Here is a 6,964-nt window from a genome sequence, read left to right on the forward strand (position 1 = left end):
AATTGGGAAACACAGATTGGATATTCTTGTAGAAAGCAAGGTAATAGTAGAACTAAAAACGGTGGAGGAATTAAGCAAAGCTCATTATGCTCAGGTTCGCTCATATTTAAAAGCTACAGGTGTAAAGATGGCTATTCTTGTAAACTTTGCTAAAGAAAAGGCAGATTTTAGAAGAGTGGAATTAGAATAATATCCCCTTATCTCCTTAATCTCCCTATCTCCTTTTCTTACACCAGGCAGTGGAGTATAATTTTGTTTTCCCATGTCGACCTATTTCACAGGTCGAAACTAAGGTAAAAATAAATAATAATATCTTTTGGGTGTGGCTATTTTTAAACGACAGGGAAATTGCTGTGATTACTAACCCCCTACAAAATAAAGTATTAAAGAAAAAGTCTCTTTTTGACGAGATATAGAGTAGGAACACTAATATCTCTATGAAAAGGGAGGGGGTTAAAATGAATCCAGCAGTTGCTATTTTGCAGAAAGAATCGGCTGAATCCGTTGGGAAAATATTTGTCTTTCAGGCAAGGAAAGAATTCAGAAACCTGGAGAAATGGATGTTTGAAGAAGAAACATTAAACATGCCTTTACATGAAGTAGAACAGGGTCAAATCCAAAAGATGTATGAGGTAATGCGTCTTCTGCTACAGGCACATATTGACGCCAGAGGCGATGGAGATGTAGGGAGAGCGGTAGAGGTAGTAACAAGAGAAGGTGAAAGGATAGAATCTTATACCCATAAACGACTTCATACCCATCATCATCAGACAGTGTTTGGAGAAGTGTGTATTAAGCGAATGGGTTATGGTGGTCGAGGCAAGGAAAGTATCCACCCAAAGGATGAATTTCTCCAACTACCTCAAAAATCTTTTTCTTATGAACTCCAAAGGCAATTAGTTAAGGCAAGTGTCCAGGGTCCTTTTGATGAGGCAAAAGAAAGGATAGAGGAGAGTACAAGTGCAAGAATTTCAAAAAGGAGCGTAGGAGATATACTAAAAGAGGCATCTGCTGATTTTGATAATTTCTATAAACAGCGGATTCCACCTTCTGATGCAAAGACAGGGTCAATATTAGTAGGGGCTATAGATTGCAAAGGTATCCCAATGGTCAAAGAGGGGAAAGCTGAAGTAAAGGTAAGACAAAAGAAGGGAGAGAAAGCTAACAAAAAGAAGATGGCAACAGTAGCTGCTGTTTTCACTCAAAGACCTTACTATAGAACACCTGAGGAGGTAGTAAAAAGCCTTTTTGAGCCTAAACTTAGGATAGTAGGGAAAGAAGAAGAGAGACACAAACCGGAATATAAACGTGTTTTGGGCAAGTCTTAATAAAGGTAAAGAGGAGGTAATATCGGAGGTTGCAGAAGAGATAGAGAGGCGTGATCCGTCCAAAGAAAAGATCAGAGCAGTAGTAACAGATGGGGAGAAGGCATTGCAGAAAGGAGTCCAAGCTCAAATTCCTCATGTCTGCTTGATTTTAGACTTATTTCATGTTTTAGAAAGGCTATGGCAGGTTTGCTATGTATTTCATGAGGAAGGGAACAAAGAAGGGGCGGAATGGGTAAAGAAACAGATTTTTCGTATCTTAGAGGGGAAGGTTAGTCAAGTGATAAAAGGTATCCGTCAGAGTGCTACTAAGAGAAGGATTCATGGGAACAACCGGAAGACAGTTGATGATGCTACCAGATATTTCTATCGTAACCGTTCCTATATGAGATATAATGAGTATCTCACGCAAGGATTACCAATTGCAAGTGGTTCTGTGGAGGGAGCATGTAGAAATCTTGTCAAGGATAGAATGGAACGATGTGGTATGAGATGGACAAGAGATATGGCTGAGGCTATGCTAAAAATGAGGGCGATATACCTAAGTGGAGACTTTGGAGATTATTGGTCTTTTCATATCCAAAGGGAGCAAGAAAGGTTACATCCAAAAGGGAAGTGGAAACCTGTTCTTGGCGTCGTCCAAAAGTAGCCACACCCATATCTTTTTCATCATTGTCTTAAATTTTGCTTTCGTGGTTTAATCCTAATTATTTCTTCAGATTATTTCCTTGATGGTTGAAATATCCAATATAACCTATAAATACCAATACTTGCAAATATGAGTAAATATGGGTCAAGTGGCGTTCGGAATCTTGTACTACCATAGAATAATATGGTATTTAAGGTGAATTGTAATATTAATAAATAAATAATAGCGAATTTTTTAAATTCTTTAAAAGAGAAAAATAATCCTATCACCATAAAAGGAAGTAAAATGGCATAACTTAATAAATTTATTAACTTATATTTTTGGGCAATGGGAGCAGCTGATTGGGTTTCCCATTCCCAGAATCTAATGAGTTTCTTTCCGCATAACTTAATAAATTCTTGGGGATGATTTTTTATCCAATTTATTGCTAACCGATAATGTTTTTTCTCATTTTCTACTTCGGATAAATCTTTCCACCACCATAGGGGAGCGCCAAAATCAGTTGAGATATATGGAGATGGGGGACGAGTAGCCATGTTAGGAGGTTTCTCACCCATTTGTCTCCATTCTGCCTCGTTTGGCATATACCATATCCCATTTTTTTCAAATGGATTATTACATACAAAAAAACTAGGCCCTCCCAAAGTAGCAATAGGAACAAATCGATGATGGACTATGTAATTTCTTATTGTCCACGGAGATAGTGTTAATAAAATGAAGAGAGTTATAATTGAAAAATTCATTATCGCTACTTTCTTTTGCTTAAATATTAAAATACACCAAATGAAAATAAATGGTAAAAAAGGAAGTAATATTGGCCTTGTAAGTATTGATAGACCAATTAAAATACCACATATAATTTGATTTTTCAGAGATGGTTTTTTATAGACTTTGATCGCATAAAACATACTTATAGTCAGTAAAAAGATAAAAATACCTTCTGTATATATTTGCCCACAAAAGTATATAGCACTTGGATAGAAGACTAAAAGCAATGATGACAACATCCCTATATTTTTATTAAATAATTCTTTCCCCATAAAATAAGTTATAAGACAGGTTAATGCCCCAATTAATGACTGGATGATTCTTACTACGGCATAACTATGCCCAAAACAAAAATAAATCCCGGCTAAAAAGAATTGGTATAAAGGTGGTCTATAAGAGGTCGGTACCCCTGGATAAAGAGAATAGCCATAGCCATTAATTATATTCATACCAATCATATCATAGTCTACACCATCCCCTGTTGGAGGTGCCTGGAGGGTAGATATAAAAATTACATATAATAATCTGATTATAAAAGCCACAGTTAAAAGAATAATAAGAAAGATTTGTTCATTTTTAAATATATTTTTTATTGTTTTCATTTATTTCATCCTCCGTTATAAATTGTCGATCCATATGATTCTCCTAAAAATGCCTCACGCAAAGGACGCAAAGAATATTTAACCACGAATGAACACGAATGAAACGAATACCACGAATGAAAAAAATAGACAATGAAGACACTGAAACAAATTATTCCATAAAGCGATATTTGAATAAAGTCCATAAGGCTACAATGCCATCTCGCCAGGTAATCTTTTTTCCCTCTTCATAGGTTCTTCCTGTATAAGTTATTGGTACTTGTTGAATTTTAAATTTGCGTTTTAGAAGTTTAGCCGTAATCTCTGGTTCAAAATTAAACCTATTTGACTTGATATTGATACTTTTTATAACTTCAGTTTTAAATACCTTATAACCCGTCTCCATATCACTAATGAGCGTATTATACAGGATATTAGTAACTAAGGTTAAAAGTTTATTACCCATATAGTGCCAAAAAAACATAGCACTTTGAACACCCAAAAATCGAGAACCATAAACTACATCACATCTGTCTTCGACTATTGGTTGAATTAATTTAGGATAATCCCTTGGGTCATATTCTCTATCTGCATCTTGAATAATAACTATATCTCCCCTGACTGCGGTTATACCTGTTCTTATCGCTGCTCCTTTACCCAAATTTTTAGAATGATAAAGCTTAATGATATTATCTCCATTGATTTCTTCTTCAATAATCTTGGGAGTATTATCAGTAGAACCGTCATCAACGATAATGATTTCTTTATTAATATCAACAGCCAAAATTTCTTTAACAATCTGTTTTATTGAATTTTCTTCATTGTAAGCAGGTATAATAATTGAAATCTTCATTTTATTCTCCTGAAAATAAGGAAGTAGAAAGTAGAGAGTAGAAAGTAAAGAAAACATCACTCCTTACGCCTATCTGCTTACCTCCCACCTTACTATCTCCTACCACTATTTTCATCCTCCTTTGTGTCCATCCCTGTGGACATGAGCGTTTCTCCTGAAAAATAGTTAATTAGTTAACGGGATGCTTTGGTTTCATAAACGATACTACCGCACCAAATCCTTCTAAGAGAATTTTTAAATCGTCAAATGACCGTATGCAAACTAATTTTTTTAAGATATATTTTGGTCTAAAATAAAAACTTCTATACATAAGTTTATATAGGTATTTTATTTCATCAACAGAGAGATTTTCCAACTTCATAATTGGGTGACCGAAATTATAATCATCCCAATCATAAGTTAAGATTAAATTCTTGTTTTTAGCCCATTCAAACATAGATGTTCCTGGAAAAGGGGTGGTTATATTTACAATTAGATAGTCTGGCTCTATTTTGTTTATAAAAGTAATGTTTTTCCTTATAATTTCTTCGTTATCACCTGGATTTCCAACCATAAATGCCAGTCGACACTCTATCTTTGCCTTTTTGGTCCACTTAACAGCATTAATTACCTGGTTGGGATTTATCTTTTTATTTACATTTTTCAATACATTCTCATCAATACTTTCAACGCCATACATTATCTGGTGACAACCTGCTTTCTTCATCTTTTTCAACATCTCAAAATCAATGCAATCGACCCTAGCAAAGCATGTCCATGAAATAACTTTCTTGTTTTTTATCAACAAATCGCACAAGTTAATAATGTTCTTTTTAAAGACTGTAAAAGTATCATCGTAAAAAAGAATTTGCTTGATACCATAATTATTAATAAGGTAGCGTATCTCGTTGAATATAGTCACAGCAGACTTAGAGATCAGTTTTGAGCCAAGGGTTTTATTACAAAAGGTGCATCTTCCAGGACAGCCTCTTGATGTCATCATACTCATAGCAGGCAACCTTTTATAGGAACCTTTTGCAGGTCTATATTTGAGGATAGGGAGCAGATCATAGGCAGGCATAGCCATTGAATCCAAATTAACTATCCTTTCCCTTTCAGGAGTTTTTATTACCTTGTTATCTCGTTTAAAAACAATACCCTTTATCTCCTCCAAATTCATATTTGAAAGTATCTCTTCAAGAGTTATCTCACCCTCGCCAATCACCACTATATCTACAAAATCTTTGCTTATAACCTCTTCTGTTACAAAACTAGCATGAACTCCTCCAAAAATAATCTTTGCCTCGGGATAATGCTTTTTGCATATTTCTGCAATCTTATAAGCCTTTTTTATGGTGCATGTCATTGCCGTTAATCCAATTATCCTGATAGATCTTATCTTATCCTTTATATTTTCTTGAAAGTATGAATTAAATGATTCTACTGAAGGTGAAACAACATTACAGTCTATTATCCTCACAGAATATCCTTTGCTTCTTATATGTCCGGCAATGGATGCTAATCCCAGTGGCGGAAAATTTGAGTTAATCTCTTTCCAAATATTGTCTCTATTCTCATAGAAAATAGAAGGTGAGATTAATAAACAATCCAATTTTTCCATTTTACACCTTATTCCCTAATCTTATACAAATAACAAACTCCATTGGTATATAAAAGATTAAAATACTTATTCAATATTTCCTCATTCCAGAGAATAGTAGGATATCTATGCAGAGTAAAGTACTCATTCCTATTGATAAATATATAATGGATGTTATTCCTTTTTAGACTATTCAATATTTCATCTATATCTGATGAGGTATGGATAATTGTTCCTTCTACACTTACAGAGGAGTGGACAAATTGGACTTTAAAATAATAGCTTCTGGTTTCATTGATCGAAAGCATCTTATCTGAAATAGAGAGATGGGTATTGATATAATCAGCCATACTATAGAAATCTAAGTTTTTCCTCAGATAAGCATCCTGTGATTCAAGACCAAAGATAACAGGCAAAGCACGATGTGCCAATCCTTTAGTAATTAAAAAGGCATTGGCATAAGCCCACCATCCACAAATTAATCCTATCAAAATAATAACGCATATTTGTAACCGTTCAGGTTATACATTAGAAGTGTAAGAAGGGAGATAACGGGATCGGGGAGAGGTGGAGATTATAAATTTCCTGGATAATTGGGCAAAATGGTTATGCAAAAAGACTAACTTTCATAACCCCTAAACCAAACCAGTCTCCTAACTCTAATCCTTTCACCAAAAACTCCTAAATATATCCCCTTCTCTCCTTTATCTCCATATCTCCTTTTCTTACACTACCTGAACGCTTACGAAAATACATTCGTAATTCGTTTATTTCTGCTTCCTGACGAACTACTAATTACGAATTACGAACTACGATTTCCCCCTGAAAATAGATGTAAGAATAGAACACGGATAACACGGATTTAACAGATTTTCGGTGATTTTTCTCTTTCATTTTTCTGTCTTCTGTCCTCTGCCTTCTATCTTCTGACCTCTGTATTTATCCGTGCTAATCCGTGTTAATCAGTGGCTGAATAGTTACCTACCTTGAAGAAATCATATCTTTTCATTGTTTCCCTTTGATATACTTTTCATACCATAACTCAAACACCAAGAGAGTCCAGAGTAATTTTCGGTTATCTTTTTTAGTAAGCGTTCAGGTGGTGTAACAAAAGGAGATGTGGAGATTAAGGAGATAGGGAGATATTATTAAAAAAATTGAAATTAATAGAAACTAATAGAAATTTATGGAAATTTGTTGTTTTCCACA

7 protein-coding genes are annotated in these 6,964 nt (G+C 34.5%); 3 read left to right on the plus strand and 4 right to left on the minus strand.

What is annotated here, in order from left to right; translation table 11 throughout:
- The 3 genes from AB1422_14485 to AB1422_14495 form a co-directional block, all read left to right on the plus strand.
- A partial coding sequence (locus AB1422_14485; GenBank protein MEW6620520.1) for a GxxExxY protein occupies positions 1 to 190 on the plus strand: 190 nt, incomplete at its 5' end.
- A 268-nt stretch (positions 191 to 458) separates the two neighbouring features.
- Positions 459 to 1,328, plus strand: a complete 870-nt coding sequence (locus AB1422_14490; GenBank protein MEW6620521.1) for a hypothetical protein — start codon at positions 459 to 461, stop codon at positions 1,326 to 1,328.
- Positions 1,309 to 1,974: a transposase gene (locus AB1422_14495; protein ID MEW6620522.1), complete on the plus strand. Its 666-nt coding sequence runs from the start codon at positions 1,309 to 1,311 to the stop codon at positions 1,972 to 1,974. The genes AB1422_14490 and AB1422_14495 overlap by 20 nt, the downstream gene beginning before the upstream one ends.
- 71 nt (positions 1,975 to 2,045) lie before the next feature.
- Here the strand turns inward: AB1422_14495 and AB1422_14500 are convergent, their stop codons facing one another.
- From AB1422_14500 to AB1422_14515, 4 genes are all read right to left on the minus strand, one after another.
- A complete protein-coding gene (locus AB1422_14500; GenBank protein ID MEW6620523.1) occupies positions 2,046 to 3,344 on the minus strand; it encodes a glycosyltransferase family 39 protein in 1,299 nt (432 codons plus the stop codon).
- A gap of 151 nt (positions 3,345 to 3,495) precedes the next feature.
- Positions 3,496 to 4,176 carry a glycosyltransferase family 2 protein gene (locus AB1422_14505; GenBank protein ID MEW6620524.1) on the minus strand — a complete coding sequence of 227 codons (681 nt, stop codon included), beginning with the start codon at positions 4,174 to 4,176 and terminating at the stop codon, positions 3,496 to 3,498.
- Between the two features lie 169 nt (positions 4,177 to 4,345).
- Positions 4,346 to 5,776, minus strand: a complete 1,431-nt coding sequence (locus AB1422_14510) for a radical SAM protein (protein ID MEW6620525.1) — start codon at positions 5,774 to 5,776, stop codon at positions 4,346 to 4,348.
- A gap of 8 nt (positions 5,777 to 5,784) precedes the next feature.
- A complete protein-coding gene (locus tag AB1422_14515) occupies positions 5,785 to 6,246 on the minus strand; it encodes a hypothetical protein (GenBank protein MEW6620526.1) in 462 nt (153 codons plus the stop codon).
- Positions 6,247 to 6,964: the final 718 nt, after the last annotated feature.

Source organism: bacterium (genome assembly GCA_040757115.1).
In the GTDB taxonomy this organism is placed as follows: Bacteria; UBA9089; CG2-30-40-21; order CG2-30-40-21; family SBAY01; genus JBFLXS01.

Bases quoted from the DNA above. Each gene is read 5' to 3' on its own strand.
- AB1422_14490 (MEW6620521.1), top strand. From the start codon at position 459: ATGAATCCAGCAGTTGCTATTTTGCAGAAAGAATCGGCTGAATCCGTT.
- AB1422_14500 (MEW6620523.1), bottom strand. From the start codon at position 3,344: ATGAAAACAATAAAAAATATATTTAAAAATGAACAAATCTTTCTTATT.
- AB1422_14505 (MEW6620524.1), bottom strand. From the start codon at position 4,176: ATGAAGATTTCAATTATTATACCTGCTTACAATGAAGAAAATTCAATA.
- AB1422_14510 (MEW6620525.1), bottom strand. From the start codon at position 5,776: ATGGAAAAATTGGATTGTTTATTAATCTCACCTTCTATTTTCTATGAG.